This is a genomic window from Nocardia sp. NPDC004340 (assembly GCF_053602575.1).
The window spans coordinates 164,702-185,767 of record NZ_JBSGDW010000007.1 but is presented as its reverse complement, the minus strand read 5'-3'; the positions used below and the strand labels follow the sequence as shown (position 1 = coordinate 185,767).

The window sequence follows — 21,066 nt, the reverse complement described above, 5'->3', positions numbered from 1 at the left end:
AGCGACCCGCGTCACACCCCGATCGAGGGGCATGACCGCGGGTCGCGGTGCGCGAACTACCGGCTACTGCTCGGCCGGGTTGTTGATGCGGTTGAGGAAGATGATGCCGACGATGATCGCGGCGGGCACGCCGACCAGCACCAGGCCGGCCGCGCCGCCCAGCGTGATACCCGTCGCGGCGCCGGCCAGGGCGCCGGGGATGGACAGCACGCCGCCGCCCGCCAGGCCGCCGATCAGGAAGCCGAGGGTGCCGCCGATGACGGTGCCGACCAGGGTGCCGATGGCGGTGGCCAGGCCGAACTCGGTGGCCGCGGCCGAGACCGCGTCATCGAAGCTGGCCTGGTGGTCGGTGGTGACCTGATGCAGCGGCAGGTTGGTCGGACGCGCGGCGGCCGGATCGGTGCTCGGGGTCAGGGTGGCGCGCAGGCCCTCGACACCGGCCTGGATCGGGTAGTCGAGATCGTCGACGGTGTACGACAGCGGGACCGCGGCGACCACGATGCCGTTGTCGTCGCGCACCTGGAGCTGACCGTTGTCGGTGGTCATCGAACCCCGGTCGGTGTCGACGACGACGGCGTTGCCCTCGATGCGGGCGTTCCAATGGATGGCGGGGGCGACCTGATTGATGCCCTTGTTCACGCCGTCGATCAGCGAGGGCAGAACCGGCACGGGGGCCGGAGCCGGAGCGGGGTCGGCGTAGGCGACACCGGCGGTGACGCCGAGAGCCGAGATGACCAGCGCGGAGGTGGCGGCGATTTTGCTGAACTGCATGACTTCTGGCTTTCTTACGGGCGGGATTCCACCGGGTTGGCCCGGAAGATCGGATGGGACGCAGGTCGAGCATCCTGAGCGGGCGTCCAATAAGAAAGTACTGAGAAATAGCCGCAAATGCTCCTTTGATAGCGAACATCACTCAGTGCCAGAACCCGTGACACAGGCCACAATTGGGCCGTGAATCAGCGGCGGAAGCGGTCCCGCAGCTGCGGATCGTTCTCCCACCACAGTCCCGTGGAGACCGGTTCGTCGGCCTCGACGGCATCGAGTTCGGCGTCCAGCGCGCCCGCCTCCCGCTTCTCGTCGTCGGCGAATCGCCGCATCACGACCAGCGAGTAGATCAGGCCGAGCAGATCCCCGAGCAGCCACAGGATGCCCGCGCCGATCGTCTGGTCCAGGCGGACGTCCGGTCCCCAGGTGCGGCCGAGCGAACCGTAGTACCCGGCGGCGACGAGCGGGCCGAGCCACAGCACGATGCCCAGGATGCCGTCGGCGAGCGATTCGCCGACCGTGATGAGCAGCGACAGCCCCTGCGTGAAATGCCGTGGCACCGGATCGATCTGCAAGCGGGAGTAGAAATACAGAAACCCGATGGCCACCACCAGGAATCGCGTGATGGCGTCGACCCCGCCGTGCCGCAGCACCGCCTCGTACCAGGGCGAGAGGAACAGCGCCCACGGCAGCAAGAGAATCAGCATCGACGCGGTGGCCGGATGGGTGAGCAGCCGGGCCACGTCGCCGGAGAGCATGGCGTCCAGGCGTTTCCGCCCCGCCTCGCCGAGCGCCGCGCGCAGCACGGTGAACGGCGCTCCGGCCGCGAGCGCGAACGGCACCACGTACAGCAGCAACAGCACCTGCAGCGCGCGCACCCAGAACAGCGTGTCGGAGTACACCCCCGGCATCCCGAGGCCGGTGTACAGCCACACGCCCAGCCCCGCGACGCCGAAGTACACGGCCCGGCTCACCGGAAGCTGTTCCCCGCGACGGCGGCCGAGCACGAAGCAGGTCGCGTAGGCGAGGCCCAGCAGCGCGACGACCACCGCCGTCGAGGCGTCCCATCGCCAGGCGCTCACCAGTCCGCTCAGGTGCAGCGGTGTCTCGATCCGAACCACGGCCCCAGTATGCGCGGTGCGGTCGCGGCGATCCCTGGGGGATCGCTGGGAATGGGAATCAGTCGGTCTCGGGGGTCATCGGGCTCGCATGGGAGACCTCGTAGTCGGCCTCGAACGAGCGCTCGCGCCGGCGTTCGCGCAACTTCCACACGATCAGCGCGACCACCACGACCGCGGCCGCGCCCAGGGCCAGATCCCGGCCGACCGTCTTGGCCACCGCCTCGTAGGACTGTCCCGCGACGAAGCCGAGCACCACGAAGATTGCGCCCCACACGATTCCGCCGACCGCGTTGAAGATCAGGAAGCGGCGGTACGGCATCCGGGAGGTGCCCGCCAGCGCGGGCATCATGGCCCGGAAGAAGGCGGTGAACCGGCCCAGGAACACCGCCCAGCCGCCGCGGCGGGCCAGATAGTCCTGGGCGCTGTCCAGGCGGCCGCGGTGGCGGTCCAGGATCGAGGCCTGCAACAGCTTCGGACCCACCTGCTTGCCGACCTCGTAGCCGACGCTGTCGCCGATGATCGCGGCGGCGATCACGAGCACGATCATCAGCCACAGCTGCACGTGGCCCTGGCTGGCGGCGACGCCGCCGAGCACCGCGGCCGTCTCGCCGGGAATGACGAAGCCGACGAAGATCGCGTCCTCGGCGAACACCAGCAGCGCGACGACGAGGTACACCCAGACCGGCGCGATATCCAGGATCCGGTGCATCAGCGAATTCATGTCCGCCACGGTACCGACGGGGCCGGTCACCCGCGGGGCCGGTCGCACGATCCGGGCGGGCGCAACGATTTTCGGGTGGCTCCGGGTGGTTCGCGGTCCGGCTCAGCGGGTCACGTCCGCGCCGAGGAACGCGTCGAGCAGCTTCGCGGTGGCCTCGGCCGGGATGCCGTGGTCCGCGCCGCCGGGCACCTCCGCGTAGCGGGCGCGGGCGAGGCGGGCGGGCAGGGCCTCGGCGGCGGAGCGGACGCCCGGCCAGGATTCGGGGCTGCTGATCACCACGGTCTCGATATCGAGGCGGGCCATCTGCTCGGTGGGCAGGTTGGGCGGGCGGCAGATGGCGGCGTCGTAGACCACGGTCTGGGCGATCGCCTCCAGTTGCGGCCGGATCGGTGACCGTTTGACCTGTTCGACCACGGCCGGGGGCAGGCCGATGCCCTCGAGCTGCATCAATTCCACGGCGGCTCCGCGCTCGCCGCGGGCGATCAGGTCGGCCAGCCGTTCGGGCAACCGCTGCGGCGTGTGATCGGCCAGGCCGCCCAGCGCGAACGGCGGTTCGTAGAGGGCCAGGCGGGTGATGCGCGAGCCCGCGGCGGCGGCGCGCAGGGCCAGGATGCCGCCGGAGGAGAAGCCGAAAACCGCTGCACTGCCACCGATCTCGGCAATGACGGCGTCCAGGTCCTCGATCTCGCGGCGCACGTCGTAGCGGCCGGAGTCGGCGGGGGCGAGGGCGTCGGTGCTGTCGCCGCGGCCGCGGCGGTCCGGGCGGACCACGGTGTAGCGGTCGGCAAGTTGCTCGGCCAGGGCCGCGCAGGTGCCGCTGTCGTTGAAGGCCCCGGGCAGGAACACGATGGCCGGGCCGGCGCCGGCGCGGTGATAGGCGATGGTGGTGCCGTCGGCGGAAGTCACGGTGGGCATGGTCGTCTCCAGTCTGTGGGTGGACTCGATACCGGATCGACGAACGGGAATCCCGGCCATGGACGGCGGCGGTCGGCATAGTGGTGTCCATCCGCGTCCGTCCCGTTCGTCGTGCGGGTGAGAGGAGACGACCATGCGATATCTCTTGCTGATCAGCGCCGACGAGAGCCGGGTCGACGAACACCGCACCGACGACGGGATGAGCGAGTTCCGGGACTGGCTCGACGACCTGCTCGCCCGCGGCGTGCTCACCGCCCACGAGGGCCTGCACCCCAGCCACACCGCCACCACGGTCCGGGTGCGCGGGGACGAGGTGCTGCTCACCGACGGACCGTTCACCGAGGCGAAGGATCAGATCGGCGGGTTCGCGCTCATCGAGGTGGCGGATCTCGACGCGGCCATCGAGATCGCGGCCCGGCATCCCGCCAGCCGGTTCGGGCAGATCGAGATCCGGCCGGTGCTGACGCTGTGACCGAGGTCGACGCCGCGCTCACCGCCGCCTTCCGCACCGAATGGGCGCGGCTGGTGGCCACCCTGATCGGCGGGCTCGGCGACTGGGACCTGGCCGAGGAGTGCGCACAAGAGGCGTTCGCGCTGGCCTGGCGCACCTGGCCGCGCGACGGCGTGCCCGAGCGGCCCGGGGCGTGGCTGCTGACCGCGGCCCGGCGCCGCGCCGTCGACCGGCTGCGCCGCGAACGCGTCGGGGCCGGGAAACTGCGGGAACTGGCCCGCACCGAGATCCCCGATGCGGGAGAAGCCGTGTCCGGCACCGACATTCCCGACGATCGGCTGCGGCTGATCTTCACCTGCTGCCATCCGGCGCTGGCGTTCGAGGCGCAGGTGGCGCTGGCGTTGCGCACGTTGACCGGGCTGACCACCGCTGAGATCGCCCGGGCGTTCGGTGTTCCCGAGCCGACCATGGCCAAGCGGCTGGTGCGGGCCAAGCAGAAGATCCGCGACGCGGGCATCCCGTATCGGGTGCCGCCCGCGCATCTGCTGCCCGAGCGCACCACCGCCGTGCTCGGGGTGATCTATCTGTTGTTCAACGAGGGGTACCTGGCCGGGGCTGGGCCCGATCTGCAAAGGCCCGATCTGGCGGCGGAGGCGCGGCGGCTGGCCGCGCTGGTGGTCGAGTTGATGCCCGATGATCCCGAGGCGGGCGGGCTGAATGCGCTTGTCCTGCTCCAGCAGTCGCGAGCCGCGACCCGGACTCTGGACGGGGTGCTGGTGCCGCTCGAGGAGCAGGATCGGGGGCGGTGGGATCGGGAGCTGATCGCGGCGGGGCTGGCCGAGTTGCGGCGCGCCGCGCGCCGGGATCGGCTGGGTCCGTACCAGTTACAGGCCATGATCGTCGCCTGCCATGTCACCGCCGCGGATCCCGGGCAGACGGATTGGGCGCGGATCGCCGAACTGTATGACGGGTTGTGGGCCCGGATCCCCTCCCCCACGGTGGCTGTGAACCGGGCCATCGCCGTGGCCATGCGCTCCGGACCCGAGGCGGGTTTGGCGTTGCTCGACTCGGTGGCGGCTCCGGTCGGGTCGGAGGTGGCCCGGCAGGTCACCGCGACCCGGGCCGATCTGCTGCGACGGCTGGGCCGCAGTGCTTCGGCGGCAATCGAATACCGGGCCGCCCTCGACCTCACCGCCAATGCCGCCGAGCGCGACTATCTGCGCCGCCGGTTGGCCGAGGTCGAGGGCTGAGGGTCAGCTCGCCCGCGTGCGGGTCATCAGCAGCAGGGGGCGTCCGGTCGAAACCACCCAGTGCTCCCAGGCATTCAGACCGACCAGGACCGCGGTCACCGCGGCCAGCGTCACGATCTCCGGCAGCAGCGTCGAGGCGAGGGTCAGCGCCGCCAGCACCAGTGCGGCGATGAACCGGCCGAGGGTCGCCGCGCCGAACATGCGCCAGCGGGTGAACAGGAAGGTCGACACGTACAGGGTCGCGCCGATGGGCAGCAGGAAGGCGTTGACGCCGTGCGCGGTCCCGGTCGGATGCTCGACCATGCTGCGCGCGCCGACCGCCACCCCGACCAGGCCGATCACCAGCAGAATGTGGCCGTAGCTGAGCACATCCCGCACCACGGTGCCGCGAACCTGGTTGGTGCGCAACGAATGCTCGACCGCGGAGAACCCGTAGGCGAAGTACAGCCACCACAGACCGCAGCCGAGCACGAAGATCAGCACCACCGCGATCCACGACATGACGCCCAGATGCGCCTCCGCCGCTTCCGAACCCACCGACGCGACGGTCTCGCCGAGCGCGATGATGACGAAGGTGGCGAACCGCTCCGGCAGATGCGTCGCGCCGAACTGCACCGACTCCATCCGCCGCGCCAGCAGCGCCGGACCGCCGAAAGCCAGCAGCACCGCGACGACCCAGAGCGCGTTGCGCGCCCCACCCTGCGGAACCAGCGCCGCGATCACCAGCAGCACCGCCGCGACCAGGGTGACCGTGAACGGATTGACCCAGCTGCCGAACACGCCCGCCTGCGAGAACGCCCGCTTGCGCCGCATCTCGGCCCACAGCAGCAGCCGCAGCACCAGATGCGCGACCGCCAGGATCAGCGGCAGCGCGCGCCCGAGGAACGCGTGCGGCGCGGCGATGGCGATGACGAACATGCACAGCCCGCACGCGAACAGGAAGATCCGCTGCCGATTCGAATCCTCGACCCCGTGCACCGACAGCGTCGTCCCCACCCACGACCACCACATGATCGCCAGCAGCAACACCGTCTGCCCGACGGCTCCCCAGCTCTCCCCGGCCACCGCCACATGCGCGGCCTGCGTCACCGCGAACACCAGCACCAGGTCGAAGAACAACTCCGCCCAACTGGCCCGCTCATGCGCCTCACGTAGAGGTTCAGTCACACCCGTAATCCCTGCCTAGCACCATTTCCAGCGCGTTCACTCTAGTCACACCGCATGACCGTTTTGTCCGACCTGCCCCTACGTTGATCACACCCACCGATCACACCGATCACCCGAAGCAGGCCACATCGAGTGGCCGGCCGGGTCACGCCGAGCCGTCACCCGGATCACCGCCCGCCGGAGGGACCGAGGCGATTCCCGCGCACCCGGGCCCGCCCGCGCGGGCCGCGCCCGGCGAACCGCCGCCGCGCGTCGTCGAGCCAGTCGGGCCGTTCCCGCCGTAGCCGCCACACCTCCCCCACGGTCCAGCCACCACCCAGCTCCGGCAGATCGGTGACCGCGATATCCAGCCGCGCCGCCGCGGCGGCCCGCTTCAACGGCCGTGTCGCCGAGTCCATTCGGCTTCGTTGTGCGTTCATGCCATCCAGGCTGCGCCGCGGTCCGACGACACCGCGGCGATACCGGAACTTCGCACCCCTCCACCCGATCCAGCCGCCCGGACCCCGATCACGGTCGCCGAATCGTCTCCGAGTCACCGTGCGCCGCAATCGGATCCGGTTAGAGCGGTCGATCGACCCGCCGTTACGGGAGGTCCGGCGTGAGCGCACACGGAAAGGGCGGCGCGAAGCAGCAGCTCCGCACCGCCGTCGGCGACCGTGTCCCGTCACGGCTTCCAGTCGACGCACCGCAGCCAGGCGGCCAGATCCAGCAGTCCCGGGTGCTCGGCCCGCAGTTCCGCCAGGTCCAGCGGCCCGTCCGGGTTCTCGTTGAAGTGCGTGAACATCTGCCCGACGTGCGGGTCGAACGCCCGGACCTGTTCCAGCGGCACCACATTGCTGTGCGCGGGCAGCCCGGCGTGCGCCCCGATGATCTCCGCGATCCGCGGCGGGGTCAGGTAGTCCCCGGCCAGCGGCACCGTGCGGCCGAGGAACTCCCCGGGCCGGTCGAAGGCGAACGCGGCGAACGCGCCGATGTCGCGCGTCGAGATCAGCGAGACCGGAATGTCCCCGCGCACCGCGAGATTGAGCTGCAGCACGCCGTTCTGGTCGAGCACCGGCCGGTTGAAGCCGTTGAGGTTGTCCATGAAGAAGGTGGGCCGCAGGATGGTCGCGGGCAGCTCGAGTTCGCGGATGTACCCCTCGATGGCCGTCTTCGCCGCGTAGTACTCGACGCCGGTGTCCTGACCCGCGCCGCGCAGCGAGCTGTAGACGAAGTGTTCGATACCGAGCTCCCGGGCCAGCTCCGCGACCGTCCGGCCCCGGCGCTGTTCGGCCGCAATGCCTTCCGTGGTGATGTGGACGCCCTCCATCATGGTCAGCATCATGAACACGCCGTACGCGCCTGCCAGAGCGGCCCGGATGGAGTCGGTGTCGTCGAGGTCGCCCTGGATCAGGTTCGCGCCCTCGGCGCGCAGCGCGGTCGCGGCGGGCGACTCCAGGTCGCGCACGAAAGCGTGTACTTCCCAGCCGCGTTCGAGCAGCTGCCGTGTGGTCGCGCGGCCCTGCTGCCCGGTCGCGCCGATGACCAGAACCGGTGCCTTGTCGTTCGTCATGTCGTTCTCCCCATGAGCGGTGATCCGTGCCGATCACCTGATGCCTATGACGTTAGGGACGCGCCGACACCTGGTCCTGGTACCGATACTGCTAGCCACAAGGGGATGCGATGCCCGACAATCACCGTTCCGAACTGGCCGCCTTCCTCAAAGCGCACCGAGCCCGGCTCACCCCCAAGGACGTCGGCCTGCTCGACGACCCGGAGCCCGGCCGCCGCCGCACCCCCGGGCTGCGGCGCGAGGAGGTCGCCGAGCTCGCCGGCGTCAGTCTGACCTGGTACACGTGGCTCGAACAGGCCCGCAAGATCGCGGCCAGCCCCCAGGTGGTCGACGCCCTGGCCCGCGCCCTGCTCCTGTCCCCCGCCGAGCACCGCCACCTGCGCACCCTGGCGGGCCTCGCGGATCCCCTGGAGCACAAGGACATCGACGACGGCCGACTGCAACGCCTGGTCGACGCCCTGATGCCCGACCTGGCCGTCGTCCACGACGCCCGCTTCGACTTCGTCGTCTGGAACGCCGCCTTCGCCCGCGTCCGCGTCGACCCCGCCGAACTTCCCGCCGACCGCCGAAACCTGCTGTGGTGGATGTTCACCGACGACCGCACCCGCGCCATGATGCCCCGCTGGGAACGCGCCGCCCGCGCCATCCTCGGTCAATTCCGCGCCGTGGCCGGCCGCACCCCCGACAACCCCGACCTCACCGCCCTCATCACGGCCCTCACCGAAGCCAGCCCCGAATTCCGCACCTGGTGGCAGGAATACCCCGTCCAGGACTTCCGCCCCGCCACCATCACCCTGAACCACCCCACCGCCGGCCCGCTCGACCTCGACGTCCACCAACTCCGCCCGGTCGACAACCCCGACCTGCTCATGGTCGTCCAACTCCCCGCCACCGCGGACGACCGCCACCGCATCGCCACATTGCTCGATAACGATCGCGCAAACCGACCTACTGGGCGGTAGGCCATCTTCTAGGGTCGGCGGGATCCCCTCCCCGCTGCACCACCAGGACCCTCTCGTGAAACTGAAACACTGCCTGTCCGCAATTGCGATGATCGTTGCCGCCGGCCTGACCGGCATCACCCCGGCCGGTGCGGACAGCGGAAAGTATGTGGCGCTGGGCGATTCGTATGCGGCGGGGGTGGGCATCTCGAACATTCTCGACAAGACCTGTTCGCGGTCGGATCGCAATTACGCGCATCTGTTCGCGGCGCAGCGCGGGTATGCGCTCACCGACGTCACCTGTGGTGGCGCGACCATCGACTCGGTGACCAGTACGCAGCTGTCGGCTGTCACCTCGGACACGACCCTCGTCACGCTGGGGGTCGGCGGCAATGATGTCGGGTTCGGGCAGTTGGTGAAGGATTGCGTGCTCGCGGGCACGATCGGAACGGGTAGCGGGACAGGGAGTCTCGCCACGGGTAGCGCCAGCGGCAGTGCCGGGGCGGTCGCCGAGCTGGTGGCGGGTTGCAAGAACAAGTACGCGGCGGCGATGCCGGGGCGGCTGTCGATGACCGCGGCCAAGCTCGCCCAGCTGCTCGCCGCCATTCGGACGCAGGCGCCGCAGGCTCGCATCGTGCTGGTCGGGTATCCGAAAATCCTGCCCGACAACGCGTCTCTGTGCGCGGGCCGCCAACCGGTGCTCGCCGCCGATGCCGACTGGATTCGGGACGGCGTGATCGGCGGTCTCAACACCATGCTGAGCTCGCAGCCCGGCACCACCTACTTCAGCACCTACGAGCTGTACGACGGCCACGATGTCTGCGAAGCCGTTCCGGATCGCTGGGTCAACGGCACCTCCGTCGACAATGGCGAAGGCGCGCAATTCCATCCGAACCAGTACGGCCACGCCGCCACCGCGCAGAAGATGATCGCCACCCTCTGACCGGGTCAGGCGGCCATGTGCTGGAGGTTCTCGCAGACCAATGTGACGCTGTTGTACAGCATTTCGCCGGGGCCGTCCCGCAGGGCGGAGACCTCGATCTTGGACGGCCACGCGTGCTCGAGCAGGTAGCTCGGAACCGGGGTGCCCTCGCCGTCGTACATCGTCAGGGTGCAGTCGCGGCGCGCCATGGCCATCTGGCCATTGCGCGCCGACTGGTGCCAGGCCCACAGGTCGGCGGTGCCGGTGCGGCCTCGGCACAGCGTGACCTGGGGCGGCTTGACCCTTCCGGGCAGTTGGATCGGACCGCCGCCACCGCCTTCGAGGTAGGCCACCGGTTCGATTTCCGACACGATGCCGCCCAGTTCCGCGAAGGACGCGATCTGGAGGCCGTCGATGACGATGACGAAGGAGGAAATGGTCGTGAGTTGCGGCATTGGCATCATGCGCTCCTCGGCCGATCGGACGCCCGGCAAGCATCCGCCTTCGATCCAGTGTAGGAACCACGGCACGCCCGGCAAGAGCGAATCGATCGCATAGCTACCTTCGGGCAACAAGCCCGCCGGTCGGGACGCTATTCGAGAATTCCGGTCGGACGGGCGACACCGGCGACATCGCAGAGCGCGAAGTAGGCGTCCTGGATGGTCTTCGAATCGACCACACCCGCCACATTGCCGTCGGCGTCGAGGTCGATGAACGCGCCCTCGACGATGAACAGGACATCGGAGTCCTCGGCGACGGTGAGGGTGTGGACCGACCCGGCGGGCTCGTGGATGAACGTCCCGGCGGTGTAGTGGATGCCCTGCTCGGCGTAGTACCAGTCCCCGGAGAAGGTGTACGCGTTCACCGCACCGGTGTGCTTGTGCGTGGGCAGGCTGAACCCGGCCTTGAACCGATTGCGCAGCACGAACCCCGACGGCGACACCCGCAGCAGCTGCAAGCCGACATCACCCGCCCACACCCAGGGGATATCGGCTTCGTTCACGTGCCCTACGAGCGGTTGCTGCAACATGAAGCAAACGCTAGGTCAAGAACCTTTGCGCCCGAAGGGAATCCGAAATATCCGATTCATCCCGTTGCGCTCTCGGTATCGAGCCCGAGAAATCGGTCCGGCAAGGACAGCATCGCGATGGTGCGCAGAGTGAGCAGATACTGCACCACGATGCTTCGGGAGGTGTAGGGCAGCCCGTACTGTTCGGCGAGGTCTCGGACTTGCCGGGCGACATCCGGCAGGCGGTTGCTCGGCACGTCCGGGAACAAGTGGTGTTCGATCTGATATCCCAATGACCCGGTCAAGATTCTCCCGACCGGACCGGACGGGAAGTTCGCGCTTCCGAGAAACTGCCGGAGATACCACTCGCCGCGGGTCTCGGTGGCCAGATCGCGTCGGGTGAACTTCTCGGCGCCGTCGGGGAAATGGCCACAGAAGGTGACGATCTGCTCCCAGCTGTTCTTCGCGACGTTGGCGGCCAGGTTGGCGCGGATGGTCGATTTCCAATTCCGCGTCGACAATGCGGGGAAGGCGACGTAGTCCTTGAAGAGCTGTCTGCTCGCCTTGCGGAGTATCTCGACGCCGGCTCCCCGCAACTCCTGAGAATCCTTGCGTCCCGCCACGACCTTCGGGATCTCCAGATGATAGATGCACATCCCGAACTCGTAGAGCATCGAGATCGGCACGACGTACACCGCGTTGCCCAGATGGTAGGGGCGCCAACGTCGATCGCGAGTGACGCGCAGCAGCCCGTACCCCTCGTCCGGATCCATCCCGATCACGTTGGCGAAAACATGATGCTGGTAGTTGTGCGCCTTCTTCCAGTGCGCCGCCGGCATCGGGTGATCCCATTCCCAGGCGGACGAATGTATCTCGGGATCATTCATCCAGTCCCACTGGCCGTGCAGGACATTGTGTCCGATTTCCATGTTCTCGATCACCTTGGACAAGAACAACAGTCCGGTGCCGAGCCACCAACTGCTCTTTCTGCCGGAGTCGAGGAGCACCAGCCGCGCACCGACCTCGAACGTCCGCTGGATCCTGATCAGGTTCCTGATGTAGCGGGCGTCCCGCTCACCGAGGTCGTGCTCCACCGATCGTTTGATCTCGTCGAGCCGGTCTCCGAACTCGCGAACATCTTCGGATGTCAGATGGGTGTAGGCCGCTACGTCGGTGATGGCCATCAGTGCGCCCCGGCCGATCGCAGTCGACCGGGCAAACGTGATTCGGACAGTGCCATCAACGCTCCAATCTGCGGTGAGATCGATCTGCATCGAAAGGTGCTGCAAGGACGAACCCGTCTGCCCACGTCGCGCCGTTGCTTGCGACGACAAACTCGCGGACGCCGGGCCGATCCAGCCTGTCAGAATACCGCGTGAGGCGCCTGCCGCGTGATAACCCACTATTCGCTGACACGGAATGTCATGCGGGATACCCGACTTGGTCGAGGATCCGCTACGACCCGACGGGCCCGATCGCGCCCGCCGCACGCCCGTTCACCACGAGCGTCATCACACCGACGTGTGGTCAGCCTTCCGCGGCGAGCTGGCCGCAGGCGGCGGCGATCTCCTGGCCCCGAGTGTCACGGACGGTGCAGGTGACGCCCTGCGCCTGGACACGCCGGACGAACTCGTCCTGGACCGGCTTCGGGGACGCGTCCCATTTGCTGCCCGGCGTCGGGTTGAGCGGGATCAGGTTGACGTGGACCAGTGGGCCGAGGGCCTTGTGCAGCTTCTTGCCGAGCATGTCGGCGCGCCAGCCCTGATCGTTGATGTCGCGGATCAAGGCGTACTCGATCGACACCCGGCGACCCGACTTGTCCGCGTAATAGCGTGCGGCGTCGAGGACTTCGGCGACCGGCCAGCGATTGTTGACCGGCACCAAGGTGTCTCGCAGCTCGTCGTCGGGGGTGTGCAGGGAGACAGCGAGTCGCACCGACATGTCCTCGTCGGCGAGCTTGCGGATGGCGGGCGCCAAGCCGACGGTGGAGACCGTCACCGAGCGCTGCGAGATGCCGAAACCCTCCGGCGACGGGGACGTGATGCGGCGGACCGCGTTCACCACGCGCTTGTAGTTGGCCAGCGGCTCGCCCATGCCCATGAACACGATGTTGGACAGGCGGCCGGGTCCACCGGCGACCTCGCCGTCGCGCAGGGCGGCCGCGGCGGCCCGGACCTGATCGACGATCTCGGCGGTGGACAGATTGCGGTTCAGACCGCCCTGACCGGTGGCGCAGAACGGGCACGCCATGCCGCAACCCGCCTGCGACGAGATGCACAGGGTGTTGCGGTCGGGGTAGCGCATGAGCACCGACTCGAGCAGGGTGCCGTCATTGGCACGCCACAGCGACTTGCGGGTGGTGCCGTCATCGCATTCGATGTGCCGGATCTCGGTCAGCAGCTGCGGGAACAGCGCCTCCGCGACCTTGGACCGCATCGCCTCGGGCAGATCGGTCATCTGATCCGGGTCGGCGACCAGGCGGCCGTAGTACTGGCGCGCGATCTGGTCGGCGCGGAACTTGGGGAGGCCGAGCTCCTCGACCACCGCCTTGCGCTCCCCCGAATCGAGGTCGGCGAGATGCCGCGGCGGCATACCGCGACGAGGGGCGTCGAAAACGAGGGGCAACGGGGTAGTCATAACCCTTCCAGTGTTCCATCCGAAACACGCGTTCGGAGCCGCGGGGTGCGATGCGCTCGTCACATACGGGGCTGGTCGGCGGCCACGCGACCCGTCAGAGCAGGGCGGTCAGCACCAGCCACGCCACGAAAGCCGACGGCAGCATGGAGTCGAGCCGATCCATGATCCCGCCGTGTCCGGGCAGCAGCGTGCCCATGTCCTTGATGCCCAGCTCCCGCTTCACCTGCGATTCGATCAGGTCGCCGCTGGTCGCCACCAGCACCAGCCCGACGCCCAGCAGCACGCCGATCATCGAATTCGCCTGGAGCAGCAGCGTCACCGTCAGCAGACCGCCGATCACGCAGAACACCAGCGAACCGCCGAATCCCTCCCAGGACTTCTTCGGGCTGATGTGCGGCACCATCGGGTGCTTGCCGAACAGCACGCCCGCCACGTAGCCGCCCACGTCGGAGCAGACCACCAGGATCATGAAGGACAGCACCCGCAGGTTGCCCTTGTCCTCGGACAGCATCAGCACCGCGAACGAGGCCAGCAGCGGAATCCAGGTGAGCGTGAACACCGAGATCGCGGTGTCGCGCAAGTAGTTTCGCGGGGTGGCCGTCAGGCCGTGGTCGAACAGCCGCCACACCATGAGGGTGAGCGCCGTCGCGCCGAACGCGCCCAGCACGCCCTGCGGCCCGACCGGCCAGGCCAGCCACACCACCGCCTGCCCGCCGAGCAACAGCGGGATCCGGGGCACCAGCACGTCGGCCTCACGCAGCCGCTTGGTCACCTCCCAGGTGGCCACCGCGACCGCGATCGCGATCACGCCGACGAGCACCTTCGGAGCCCACAGCAGGATCGCGATCAGGGACAACCCCAGCCCGAATCCGACGCCCAGCGCCGCGGGCAGGTTGCGGCCCGCCTTCGACGCGGGCGCGCCCGGCTTCCCACCCGAGGCGGCCTCGCCCGCATTGTCCGGCGTGGCCGAATTCGCGGCCGGCAGCTCGGCCGGCGATGCGGTGGCCCCCTCCGGCAGCTCGCCGGTGGAGGCAGTCTCTTCGGCCACGATTGTCCCGTCGCTCACTTGTCGTCCGTTCCCTACCCCCGGCCGAAGATCGGCCGTCCTAGACCTCGAGCAGTTCGCCTTCTTTGTGCTTCACCAGCTCGTCGATCTGCGCGACGTACTTCTGCGTGGTCTTGTCGAGTTCCTTCTCGGCGCGGCCGACCTCGTCCTCGCCCGCCTCGCCGTCCTTCTGGATGCGGCCCAGCTCTTCCATGGCCTTACGGCGCACGTTGCGGATCGAGATCTTCGCGTCCTCACCCTTGGACTTGGCCAGCTTGACCATTTCCCGGCGCCGCTCCTCGGTGAGCTGCGGGATCGAGACGCGGATGATGTCACCGTTGTTGGTGGGGTTCACCCCGAGATCCGAATTGCGGATCGCGGTCTCGATCGGCTGCATCTGCGCCTGCTCGTACGGCTTGATCACGACCATGCGCGGCTCGGGCACGGTGATCGAGGAGATCTGGGTGATCGGCGTCATCGAGCCGTAGTACTCGACCACGATCCGCGCGAACATACCAGGATTCGCGCGACCGGTCCGGATCGAGGCCAGGTCGTCCTTCACCACCGAGACGGCCTTCTCGAACTTTTCCTCGGCGTCGAAGAGCGCTTCTTCAATCACGGCGTTTCCTCCACTGCGTCATGGTTCTTGTCGTCGGTCACGACCGGACCAGGGTGCCGATCTTCTCACCGGCGACAGCGCGGGCGATATTTCCCTTGGTCAACAAATTGAACACCAGCATCGGCATCTGGTTGTCCATACACAGGCTGAAAGCGGTGGCATCGGCGACCTTGAGGCCCCGCTCCAGCGCTTCCTTGTGGGTGATCTGGGTGAACATGGTGGCGTCGGGGTCCTCCCGCGGGTCCGCGGTGAAGACGCCGTCCACGGCCTTGGCCATCAGCACCACTTCGGCGCCGATCTCCAGGGCGCGCTGCGCGGCGGTGGTGTCGGTGGAGAAGTAGGGCATGCCCATACCGGCGCCGAAGATCACGACGCGGCCCTTCTCCAGGTGCCGCTTGGCGCGCAGCGGCAGATACGGTTCGGCGACCTGACCCATGGTGATGGCGGTCTGCACCCGGGTGTCGATGCCCTGCTTCTGCAGGAAGTCCTGCAGCGCAAGGGAATTCATGACGGTGCCGAGCATGCCCATGTAATCCGAGCGGGCCCGTTCCATGCCGCGCTCCTCGAGCTCGGCGCCACGGAAGAAGTTGCCGCCGCCGATCACCACGGCCACCTGGACGCCGTCCTCGACGACCTCCGCGATCTGCTCGGCGACCGCCTGCACGACATCCGGGTCGAGCCCGACACGGCCACCGCCGAACATCTCGCCACCCAGCTTGAGGAGCACTCGGCGATAGCCCTTGCGATCGGGGGCGGTATCCGGGTCCGTCATCGGTCTCCTTGTCCAGACGTTCGAGCGTGCGCAGGCACATGAAAAGACCATCCCGGCCGACGAATTGCACGGGACGGCAACAAAGCTCCATCCATCCTGCCTCACGACCGGTCACGAGCGTGAGCCGACCCTCGATACGGCCCACTGGATCGCGATATTTCGGGCGCGGGTGGGTCGGCTCGGCAACCGGCGGGGCAATCGCGGGGCTACCCCCCAGAGACGTAGTGCCCCCAAAAGTTGGGGGCGCCAACTTCCTTTTAAACAAAGGTGTTTCGCATATCTTTCGGCCGTGAACACCAAGAACCGCACGGTCCGAGCAGGCCTGGCCACCGTAGCCCTCGCGGCGGCTCTCGCCGCCTTCGCGGGACCCGCCTCGGCCGAAGTGCCGCTGACGCCCACCACGACCGCCGACCAGATCGCTACCAGCCTCGACTCCGGGAGCAGCGCCTTGACCTCCGGCAGCGCCGCCATATCCAACGCACTCTTCCCTCCCGTGAATCTGGGCTGTCCCGTGTGTAGCTGACCCCCGGGCCAGGCACGCGAAAAGGCCCTTCGCTCATCGAATCACGATGTGCGAAGAGCCTTCCGCGTGTGTGTCAGGCGATTACGCCTGGCCGACCTCGAAGCGGGCGAAGCGGGTGATGGTGACACCGGCGTCGTCCAGCAGGGCCTTGACGGTCTTCTTGGAGTCGGTGACCGAAGCCTGCTCCAGGAGGACGACGTCCTTGTAGTAGCCGTTGACGCGGCCTTCGACGATCTTCGGCAGCGCGGCCTCCGGCTTGCCCTCTTCCTTGGCGGTCGCCTCGGCGATCTCGCGCTCCTTGGCGACGAGCTCGGCCGGGACGTCCTCGCGGGTGAGGTACTTGGCCTTGAGGGCCGCGACCTGCATGCCGACGGCGCGGGCGGCGTCGGCGTCGGTGCCGGTGTACTCGATCAGCACGCCGACGGACGGCGGCAGGTCGGTGGCACGCTTGTGCAGGTAGACGGTGGTCTGGCCGTCGAACGCGGCGACGCGGCGCAGCTCGAGCTTCTCGCCGATCTTGGCGGCCAGCGCCTGCAGCACCTGGTCGGCGGTCTGACCGTCGACCTCGACGGCCTTCAGGGCGTCCAGGTCGGCCGGGCGGGCCTTCGCGGCGGCGGCCACGATGGCGTTCGCGACGTCCTGGAACTCCTGGTTCTTGGCCACGAAGTCGGTCTCGGAGTTGATCTCGATCAGGATGCCGTCCTGCGAGACGACCAGGCCCTCGGCGGTGGCGCGCTCAGCGCGCTTGCCGACATCCTTGGCGCCCTTGATACGCAGGAACTCGACGGCCTTGTCGAAGTCGCCCGCGTTCTCCTCGAGCGCCTTCTTGCAGTCCATCATGCCGGAGCCGGTGAGCTCGCGGAGCCGCTTCACATCGGCGGCGGTGTAGTTCGCCATCTCGGGCGAGCCTCCCTGTGTGAGTGAAAGTCTGTGGTGGTCACACCTTGCCGACCGTCATCGAACGACAGCGGTCGGCAAGGTGAACAGATGCCTGGCGGCGGTGGATCAGAAGTCGGCCGGGGTCTTGGTGGCCGGCTCTTCCTTCAGCTCCGCCTCGGCAGCGGTCTCCACGGGGGCCTCGGCGGCAGCCTCGGCCGGGGCAGCCTCGGCCGGGGCAGCCTGCGACAGCAGCTCCTGCTCCCACTCGGCGAGGGGCTCGCCCGCGCCGGCCTCCGGCTTCGAGTCGCCACCGGCACGCGAGGCACGAGCCTGCACACCCTCGGCGACGGCGGAAGCGACGACCTTGGTCAGCAGCGCGGCCGAACGGATCGCGTCGTCGTTACCCGGGATCGGGTAGTCGACCAGGTCGGGGTCGCAGTTGGTGTCCAGGATCGCGATCACCGGGATGTTCAGCTTGCGAGCCTCGCCGACGGCGATGTGCTCCTTGTTGGTGTCGACAACCCAGATGGCCGAGGGAACCTTGGCCATGTCCCGGATGCCGCCCAGGGTGCGCTCCAGCTTGTTCTTCTCACGCGTCAGCATGAGGATTTCCTTCTTGGTGCGACCCTCGAAACCGCCGGTCTGCTCCATCGACTCCAGCTCCTTCAGGCGCTGCAGCCGCTTGTGCACGGTCTGGAAGTTGGTGAGCATGCCGCCCAGCCAGCGCTGGTTCACGTAGGGCATGCCGACACGGGTCGCCTCAGAGGCGATCGACTCCTGGGCCTGCTTCTTGGTGCCGACGAAGAGGACGGTGCCGCCGTGGGCAACGGTCTCCTTGACGAACTCGTAGGCCTTGTCGATGTAGGTCAGCGTCTGCTGCAGATCGATGATGTAGATGCCGTTGCGGTCGGTGAAGATGAAACGCTTCATCTTCGGGTTCCACCGGCGGGTCTGATGACCGAAGTGCGCGCCGCTGTCGAGCAGCTGCTTCATTGTTACGACAGCCATGGCTCCGTAACTTCCTCTCGTTGCTGGTTGACACAGGAATCGGCGATCCCTGCCCTGGCGCCCACGGCCACCGGAACCCTCCGAGAACGAATCAGGGGGACCAGCCGGCGACACTCACTGTGGGCGCGCGAAGTCGGTCCGCGTTAACGCAAACCGCTGAATCAGTTTACGCAGCGGTTCCGCCAGATCGAAATCGGGCCCGGAGCAGGGGCTGGTCCGGACCCGTCGACGCAGGTCAGAACGCTGCGCTTGTTCTATTCACAATACTGAATTTCATCCACACTCGCGGGGCGGGAGGGGCTGGACGACGGTTACGGGGCGCACGCTGATTCGCATGTCCGCGAACTACTTCGATCCGGAATTTCGCCGCGCATTCTCGTCCGCGGCGATGGTGGTGATGACGGTCGTCCTGGCCGCACCCGGGTCGGCCGCGCCCGGCGGGGAGTTCGGGTGGCCGCTCGCGCCGCGGCCCGCCGTGGTGCGGGCCTTCGACAAACCCGAGCACGACTGGCTGCCCGGACATCGTGGCGTCGACCTGACGGGAAGCCGGGGACAGGCGGTGCTGGCGGCGGGTGACGGGATCGTGGTGTTCGCCGGAATCGTGGCCGGGAAACCGGCGGTCTCCATCGATCACCCGGGCGGGTTGCGCACCACCTACGAGCCGGTCACCGCGTCAATCACGGTGGGCCGCAGACTGACTCGCGGCACCGTGATCGGCGTGCTCGCCGACGGGCATCCGCCCTGCTCTCCCTGCCTGCACTGGGGCGCCCGGCGCGACGGCGAATACGTCGATCCGCTCGGCCTGATCCATCGCGCGCCGATCCGGTTGAAACCGCTCACAGATCCGCCCACCGGGTCACGAGGCGGGCCATGATGGATCGATGCCGCAGCAGCCGTTCACCTATCCCGACGTCGGCGCGACCGCGGGCGAGTTCCCGGCGGGGTACCACCACTTCCGGCTGCGGCGCCGAATCGGTTCCGGCCGTGCGTTTTTCGACGAGGCCGCCGAACAGGTCCTCACCTATCGCATGCAACGCGGCAGCGGCGTCTTCCAGAACGCGTCGACGCCCGAGGCCCGGCCCGGCACCGACATCACCGTCCGCATCAGCTTCGGCCCGATCGGCTTCACCGCGCCCTGCCGTGTCGTCTATGTCGTGGACGAACCGAACCGCCGCGGATTCGCCTACGGCACGCTGCCCGGCCACCCGTTGCGCGGCGAGGAACTCTTCGCCGTCGAATACGACCCCGCCGACGACTCCGTGTACGGAGTCATCGCCTCGTTCTCCCACCCCGACCCCTGGTACGCCCGCCTCGGAGCACCTGTCGTCCGCCTCGTCCAGCGCTGGTTCTCCGGTCGCTACATCGCAGCGCTCGAGCCCCGCTGAGCGGCGCGGACTACCCCCTCACTCGACCGGATCGTGATCGGTCAGCGGTTCGGCATCGCTGAAGGCGACGTCAACCTTTGAGCTGAGCGGCGAGGGTGGCGGCCTCCGCGCGGAGACCGGCTGCGCGATCCGCTCCACTCTCGAACTCGGCGTATTCCCTTGCGGCGGTGAGCCGTTCGTCGATCTCGGCGCGGACGATGGCGACGACCTCGGCTTCGGTCAGTACACGGCGGGGGCGCTCGGCCGCGCCGGAGCCGACGGCGCTGCTCTCGATCGCGCCGGCCCGCGCATCGGAACCGTCCACGGCTTCGGCATTGTCGATCGCGGCCAGCGCCGAGCGCAGGGCGGCGGTGGCGTGACGGTCCCGGACCTTCATGGCGGCGGGGAGTGCTGCGCGGAGGCGTTCGCGTAGGGCGGGGGTCTCGGCGGGCGGCGGCGTCATGCCATTCGACGCTACCCGCCGAAATGCCCCGAACCGGATCTCAGCGACCGGGTGTCGCCGGCGGGGATTCGGGTGCCACACGCGGGACCCGCCGGTCAGCGGGGCATCGCGAACCCGCCCCGCTGCTACGCGATCGGTTGAACGGCTGCGGGCGTGGCCTTTTCGCGTTCGGCCAGTTCGGACTTCCAGGTGCGGAAGCCCTCTTCGGTGCGGCCGCGTCGCCAGTAGCCGGAGATGGAGGACGCCCATTCGGCGGGGACGGCGCGCTCCTTGCGGATGTAGGGGCGCAGGTCGTGCATGACCGCACGGGCCTCACCGTGGATGAAGACCTGGACCCGGCCGTCTCGCCAGGGCGCGGAGCGGACGGTGGCGGCCAGCCGGTCGCCGGGTTCGGCGTCGCCGCGGTGGATCCAGGTGAGGTCCACACCCTCCGGGCGCGGGAAGGCGAGTTCGTCCGACGGGCCGCCGACCTCGACGAACACCTGGCCTACGGCGTCGGCGGGGAGAGCCGCGCAGGCGGCGGCGATGGCGGGGAGGGCGGATTCGTCGCCGGCGAGGAGGTGCCAGTCGGCGTCGGGGCGCGGGGCGTAGCCGCCGCCGGGGCCGAACAGGTCGATGGTGTCACCGGGCTGGGCGGCGGCCGCCCAGGGGCCGGCGACGCCCTCATCGCCGTGGTGGACGAAGTCGATGGCGATCTCCTGGGCGGCGCGGTCGACTTCGCGCACGGTGTAGGTGCGCATGACGTCGCCGTCCGGGCCCGGGAAGATCAGTTTGACGTAGGCGTCGGTGCTGTCGTTGGGCTGGAAGGACGTGAAGCCCGGGCCGCCCAATCGGACCCGGATCAGGTGATCGGTCAGGTGAACCGCGTTCTGGACCACCAGCGTGATGCGTGTGCGCGCCAAAGGGCACCTCCATGGTCAGTGCATAATTAGGGTTACCTAA

Annotated in this window: 25 protein-coding genes; 7 read left to right on the top strand and 18 right to left on the bottom strand. The window is 68.5% G+C overall.

What is annotated here, in order from left to right; genetic code table 11:
• Nucleotides 1-63: 63 nt before the first annotated feature.
• The 4 genes from ACWEOI_RS26315 to ACWEOI_RS26300 form a co-directional block, all read right to left on the bottom strand.
• Nucleotides 64-771 (bottom strand): hypothetical protein, encoded by a 708-nt coding sequence (locus tag ACWEOI_RS26315; RefSeq protein WP_433672041.1) that lies wholly within the window; start codon nt 769-771, stop codon nt 64-66.
• Nucleotides 772-956: 185 nt separating this feature from the next.
• Nucleotides 957-1,886, bottom strand: coding sequence for a cytochrome c oxidase assembly protein (locus tag ACWEOI_RS26310; RefSeq protein ID WP_452361323.1), 930 nt, complete (start codon nt 1,884-1,886; stop codon nt 957-959).
• Nucleotides 1,887-1,944: 58 nt separating this feature from the next.
• Nucleotides 1,945-2,607, bottom strand: a complete 663-nt coding sequence (locus ACWEOI_RS26305; RefSeq protein ID WP_433672039.1) for a VTT domain-containing protein — start codon at nt 2,605-2,607, stop codon at nt 1,945-1,947.
• A gap of 102 nt (nt 2,608-2,709) precedes the next feature.
• On the bottom strand, nt 2,710-3,522 hold the full coding sequence (locus tag ACWEOI_RS26300) for an alpha/beta fold hydrolase (RefSeq protein WP_452361322.1): 813 nt from the start codon (nt 3,520-3,522) through the stop codon (nt 2,710-2,712).
• Between the two features lie 133 nt (nt 3,523-3,655).
• On the opposite strand from ACWEOI_RS26300, the gene ACWEOI_RS26295 reads away from it, so the two are divergent.
• Both ACWEOI_RS26295 and ACWEOI_RS26290 read left to right on the top strand, forming a co-directional pair.
• Nucleotides 3,656-3,994, top strand: a complete 339-nt coding sequence (locus ACWEOI_RS26295; RefSeq protein ID WP_433672037.1) for a YciI family protein — start codon at nt 3,656-3,658, stop codon at nt 3,992-3,994.
• On the top strand, nt 3,991-5,223 hold the full coding sequence (locus ACWEOI_RS26290; RefSeq protein ID WP_452361321.1) for an RNA polymerase sigma factor: 1,233 nt from the start codon (nt 3,991-3,993) through the stop codon (nt 5,221-5,223). Before ACWEOI_RS26295 ends, ACWEOI_RS26290 begins: the two co-directional genes overlap by 4 nt.
• Before the next feature lie 3 nt (nt 5,224-5,226).
• On the opposite strand, the gene ACWEOI_RS26285 is transcribed toward ACWEOI_RS26290, so the two are convergent.
• From ACWEOI_RS26285 to ACWEOI_RS26275, 3 genes are all read right to left on the bottom strand, one after another.
• Nucleotides 5,227-6,390: a low temperature requirement protein A gene (locus tag ACWEOI_RS26285; protein WP_452361320.1), complete on the bottom strand. Its 1,164-nt coding sequence runs from the start codon at nt 6,388-6,390 to the stop codon at nt 5,227-5,229.
• A 167-nt stretch (nt 6,391-6,557) separates the two neighbouring features.
• Nucleotides 6,558-6,809, bottom strand: a complete 252-nt coding sequence (locus tag ACWEOI_RS26280) for a hypothetical protein (RefSeq protein ID WP_433672034.1) — start codon at nt 6,807-6,809, stop codon at nt 6,558-6,560.
• A 245-nt stretch (nt 6,810-7,054) separates the two neighbouring features.
• Nucleotides 7,055-7,942, bottom strand: a complete 888-nt coding sequence (locus ACWEOI_RS26275) for an NmrA/HSCARG family protein (RefSeq protein ID WP_452361319.1) — start codon at nt 7,940-7,942, stop codon at nt 7,055-7,057.
• 110 nt (nt 7,943-8,052) lie between these two features.
• Here ACWEOI_RS26275 and ACWEOI_RS26270 point away from each other — a divergent pair, with 110 nt between their 5' ends.
• Together ACWEOI_RS26270 and ACWEOI_RS26265 are read left to right on the top strand one after the other, a co-directional pair.
• Nucleotides 8,053-8,904: a helix-turn-helix transcriptional regulator gene (locus tag ACWEOI_RS26270; protein WP_452361318.1), complete on the top strand. Its 852-nt coding sequence runs from the start codon at nt 8,053-8,055 to the stop codon at nt 8,902-8,904.
• Nucleotides 8,905-8,959: 55 nt separating this feature from the next.
• Nucleotides 8,960-9,826: a GDSL-type esterase/lipase family protein gene (locus ACWEOI_RS26265; protein ID WP_433672031.1), complete on the top strand. Its 867-nt coding sequence runs from the start codon at nt 8,960-8,962 to the stop codon at nt 9,824-9,826.
• 5 nt (nt 9,827-9,831) lie between these two features.
• Here the strand turns inward: ACWEOI_RS26265 and ACWEOI_RS26260 are convergent, their stop codons facing one another.
• The 7 genes from ACWEOI_RS26260 to pyrH all read right to left on the bottom strand — a co-directional run bounded on the left by ACWEOI_RS26260 (nt 9,832) and on the right by pyrH (nt 15,887).
• The gene (locus ACWEOI_RS26260) at nt 9,832-10,260 is read right to left on the bottom strand and encodes a phage tail protein (RefSeq protein ID WP_433672030.1); all 429 of its coding nucleotides are present in this window, start codon (nt 10,258-10,260) and stop codon (nt 9,832-9,834) included.
• Between the two features lie 137 nt (nt 10,261-10,397).
• On the bottom strand, nt 10,398-10,835 hold the full coding sequence (locus ACWEOI_RS26255; protein WP_452361317.1) for a 2,4'-dihydroxyacetophenone dioxygenase family protein: 438 nt from the start codon (nt 10,833-10,835) through the stop codon (nt 10,398-10,400).
• A gap of 56 nt (nt 10,836-10,891) precedes the next feature.
• Entirely contained in the window at nt 10,892-12,088 is a 1,197-nt protein-coding gene (locus tag ACWEOI_RS26250; RefSeq protein WP_452361316.1) for a fatty acid desaturase family protein, read from the bottom strand.
• A 253-nt stretch (nt 12,089-12,341) separates the two neighbouring features.
• Entirely contained in the window at nt 12,342-13,451 is a 1,110-nt protein-coding gene (gene rlmN, locus ACWEOI_RS26245; protein WP_433672027.1) for a 23S rRNA (adenine(2503)-C(2))-methyltransferase RlmN, read from the bottom strand.
• Nucleotides 13,452-13,545: 94 nt separating this feature from the next.
• Nucleotides 13,546-14,517: a phosphatidate cytidylyltransferase gene (locus ACWEOI_RS26240; protein WP_433672026.1), complete on the bottom strand. Its 972-nt coding sequence runs from the start codon at nt 14,515-14,517 to the stop codon at nt 13,546-13,548.
• Between the two features lie 40 nt (nt 14,518-14,557).
• A complete protein-coding gene (frr, locus tag ACWEOI_RS26235; protein WP_213556998.1) occupies nt 14,558-15,115 on the bottom strand; it encodes a ribosome recycling factor in 558 nt (185 codons plus the stop codon).
• A 37-nt stretch (nt 15,116-15,152) separates the two neighbouring features.
• On the bottom strand, nt 15,153-15,887 hold the full coding sequence (pyrH, locus tag ACWEOI_RS26230) for a UMP kinase (RefSeq protein ID WP_357092686.1): 735 nt from the start codon (nt 15,885-15,887) through the stop codon (nt 15,153-15,155).
• Nucleotides 15,888-16,176: 289 nt separating this feature from the next.
• Between pyrH and ACWEOI_RS26225 the strand changes: the two genes are divergently transcribed.
• Nucleotides 16,177-16,410 carry a hypothetical protein gene (locus ACWEOI_RS26225; RefSeq protein ID WP_433672025.1) on the top strand — a complete coding sequence of 78 codons (234 nt, stop codon included), beginning with the start codon at nt 16,177-16,179 and terminating at the stop codon, nt 16,408-16,410.
• Between the two features lie 81 nt (nt 16,411-16,491).
• On the opposite strand, the gene tsf is transcribed toward ACWEOI_RS26225, so the two are convergent.
• Both tsf and rpsB read right to left on the bottom strand, forming a co-directional pair.
• On the bottom strand, nt 16,492-17,307 hold the full coding sequence (tsf, locus tag ACWEOI_RS26220) for a translation elongation factor Ts (RefSeq protein ID WP_433672024.1): 816 nt from the start codon (nt 17,305-17,307) through the stop codon (nt 16,492-16,494).
• 108 nt (nt 17,308-17,415) lie between these two features.
• The gene (gene rpsB, locus ACWEOI_RS26215) at nt 17,416-18,297 is read right to left on the bottom strand and encodes a 30S ribosomal protein S2 (RefSeq protein ID WP_433672023.1); all 882 of its coding nucleotides are present in this window, start codon (nt 18,295-18,297) and stop codon (nt 17,416-17,418) included.
• A gap of 388 nt (nt 18,298-18,685) precedes the next feature.
• Between rpsB and ACWEOI_RS26210 the strand changes: the two genes are divergently transcribed.
• Nucleotides 18,686-19,171, top strand: coding sequence for a M23 family metallopeptidase (locus ACWEOI_RS26210; RefSeq protein WP_452361422.1), 486 nt, complete (start codon nt 18,686-18,688; stop codon nt 19,169-19,171).
• 7 nt (nt 19,172-19,178) lie between these two features.
• The gene (locus ACWEOI_RS26205) at nt 19,179-19,682 is read left to right on the top strand and encodes a DUF1990 family protein (protein ID WP_452361315.1); all 504 of its coding nucleotides are present in this window, start codon (nt 19,179-19,181) and stop codon (nt 19,680-19,682) included.
• A 70-nt stretch (nt 19,683-19,752) separates the two neighbouring features.
• On the opposite strand, the gene ACWEOI_RS26200 is transcribed toward ACWEOI_RS26205, so the two are convergent.
• Both ACWEOI_RS26200 and ACWEOI_RS26195 read right to left on the bottom strand, forming a co-directional pair.
• Nucleotides 19,753-20,124, bottom strand: a complete 372-nt coding sequence (locus tag ACWEOI_RS26200; protein WP_452361314.1) for a hypothetical protein — start codon at nt 20,122-20,124, stop codon at nt 19,753-19,755.
• A 125-nt stretch (nt 20,125-20,249) separates the two neighbouring features.
• Nucleotides 20,250-21,026 carry an SIP domain-containing protein gene (locus ACWEOI_RS26195; RefSeq protein ID WP_433672020.1) on the bottom strand — a complete coding sequence of 259 codons (777 nt, stop codon included), beginning with the start codon at nt 21,024-21,026 and terminating at the stop codon, nt 20,250-20,252.
• Between the last annotated feature and the right edge of the window lie 40 nt (nt 21,027-21,066).

Excerpts from the sequence above, each read along its gene's own strand:
- ACWEOI_RS26205 (WP_452361315.1), top strand. The coding sequence starts at position 19,179 with ATGCCGCAGCAGCCGTTCACCTATCCCGACGTCGGCGCGACCGCGGGC.
- ACWEOI_RS26260 (WP_433672030.1), bottom strand. The coding sequence starts at position 10,260 with ATGCCGCAACTCACGACCATTTCCTCCTTCGTCATCGTCATCGACGGC.
- ACWEOI_RS26275 (WP_452361319.1), bottom strand. The coding sequence starts at position 7,942 with ATGACGAACGACAAGGCACCGGTTCTGGTCATCGGCGCGACCGGGCAG.
- ACWEOI_RS26255 (WP_452361317.1), bottom strand. The coding sequence starts at position 10,835 with ATGTTGCAGCAACCGCTCGTAGGGCACGTGAACGAAGCCGATATCCCC.
- ACWEOI_RS26280 (WP_433672034.1), bottom strand. The coding sequence starts at position 6,809 with ATGAACGCACAACGAAGCCGAATGGACTCGGCGACACGGCCGTTGAAG.
- ACWEOI_RS26200 (WP_452361314.1), bottom strand. The coding sequence starts at position 20,124 with ATGACGCCGCCGCCCGCCGAGACCCCCGCCCTACGCGAACGCCTCCGC.
- ACWEOI_RS26300 (WP_452361322.1), bottom strand. The coding sequence starts at position 3,522 with ATGCCCACCGTGACTTCCGCCGACGGCACCACCATCGCCTATCACCGC.
- rpsB (WP_433672023.1), bottom strand. The coding sequence starts at position 18,297 with ATGGCTGTCGTAACAATGAAGCAGCTGCTCGACAGCGGCGCGCACTTC.
- tsf (WP_433672024.1), bottom strand. The coding sequence starts at position 17,307 with ATGGCGAACTACACCGCCGCCGATGTGAAGCGGCTCCGCGAGCTCACC.
- ACWEOI_RS26295 (WP_433672037.1), top strand. The coding sequence starts at position 3,656 with ATGCGATATCTCTTGCTGATCAGCGCCGACGAGAGCCGGGTCGACGAA.
- ACWEOI_RS26270 (WP_452361318.1), top strand. The coding sequence starts at position 8,053 with ATGCCCGACAATCACCGTTCCGAACTGGCCGCCTTCCTCAAAGCGCAC.
- rlmN (WP_433672027.1), bottom strand. The coding sequence starts at position 13,451 with ATGACTACCCCGTTGCCCCTCGTTTTCGACGCCCCTCGTCGCGGTATG.
- ACWEOI_RS26250 (WP_452361316.1), bottom strand. The coding sequence starts at position 12,088 with ATGCAGATCGATCTCACCGCAGATTGGAGCGTTGATGGCACTGTCCGA.
- ACWEOI_RS26305 (WP_433672039.1), bottom strand. The coding sequence starts at position 2,607 with ATGAATTCGCTGATGCACCGGATCCTGGATATCGCGCCGGTCTGGGTG.
- pyrH (WP_357092686.1), bottom strand. The coding sequence starts at position 15,887 with ATGACGGACCCGGATACCGCCCCCGATCGCAAGGGCTATCGCCGAGTG.
- ACWEOI_RS26315 (WP_433672041.1), bottom strand. The coding sequence starts at position 771 with ATGCAGTTCAGCAAAATCGCCGCCACCTCCGCGCTGGTCATCTCGGCT.
- ACWEOI_RS26210 (WP_452361422.1), top strand. The coding sequence starts at position 18,686 with ATGGTGGTGATGACGGTCGTCCTGGCCGCACCCGGGTCGGCCGCGCCC.